This window comes from Celeribacter persicus, from assembly GCF_003050785.1.
GTDB classification, from domain to species: Bacteria; Pseudomonadota; Alphaproteobacteria; order Rhodobacterales; family Rhodobacteraceae; genus Celeribacter; species Celeribacter persicus.
Genome location: NZ_QAOH01000093.1, coordinates 1 through 1,043 on the forward strand (window position 1 = coordinate 1; position 1,043 = coordinate 1,043).

Sequence of the window (1,043 nt, forward strand, 5' to 3'; positions counted from 1 at the left end):
GTGGAGCAGTGGGTGGCGAAATTCGCCCGCATCTATACGCCTATCGTCATGGCTCTCGCCATTGCAATTGCCCTGCTGCCGCCGCTCATTTTCGGGGGGGCCTGGGATTATTGGTTCTACAATGCACTCGTGCTGCTGGTGATCGCTTGCCCATGCGCTCTGGTCATCTCGACACCGGTCTCCATCGTCGCTGCACTCACCGCCTCAGCGCGGGCCGGGGTGCTGATCAAGGGCGGTGCATATGTTGAGGCACCGGGCAAGACCACTGCACTGGCCATGGACAAGACCGGCACGATCACCATGGGCGAGCCCGAGGTGGCGGCGGTGCATCCGCTGGGCAAAGCATCGGCGCAAGATCTGATGACCCTCGCCGCTGGGCTGGAGGCACGTTCCTCGCATCCCTTGGCGCGCGCCATTCTTGCGCGGGCAGAAGCCGACGGCATCAAGGTATCCGCCGCGGAAGATACCCGAACCGTTCCGGGCAGGGGACTTGAAGGACGCACAGACGGCCGGTCGATCTGGCTGGGGTCGGACCGGTTTGCCGAGGAGAAGGGTTTCGGCGACGCCATTCCGAAGGATTTGCGCGACCGCATCGAAGGGGCTGGCAGCACCCTTGTTGCCGTGGGCGACGACACCGGTGTCACCGGCATCCTGGAATTGCGCGACCGTATCCGCCCGGATGCCAAAGGCATCGTGGCGCAGCTTCACGCGCAGGGTGTGAAGACCATCGTCATGCTGACCGGTGATAACGAGCGGACAGCGCGCGCTGTTGCAGCCGAGGTCGGCATCGACGAGGTCCGTGCCGAGCTTCTGCCCGAAGACAAGGTGACTGCCATCGAAGAACTGGTCGAAACGCATGACATGGTGGCCATGATCGGCGACGGGGTCAACGACGCCCCGGCCATGGCGCGCGCGCATTACGCCATCGCAATGGGTGCCGTTGGTTCGGACGCGGCAATCGAGACGGCGGATATAGCCCTGATGACCGACGATCTCGGCAAGGTGCCTTGGCTGATCGGTCATTCGCGCCGGACAATGTCGAT

1 protein-coding gene is annotated in these 1,043 nt (G+C 63.7%); it reads left to right on the forward strand.

The annotated features are described in order from the left end of the window. On the forward strand, positions 1 to 1,043 hold a 1,043-nt coding region (locus C8N42_RS21355), incomplete at both ends, for a heavy metal translocating P-type ATPase (RefSeq protein ID WP_146168318.1).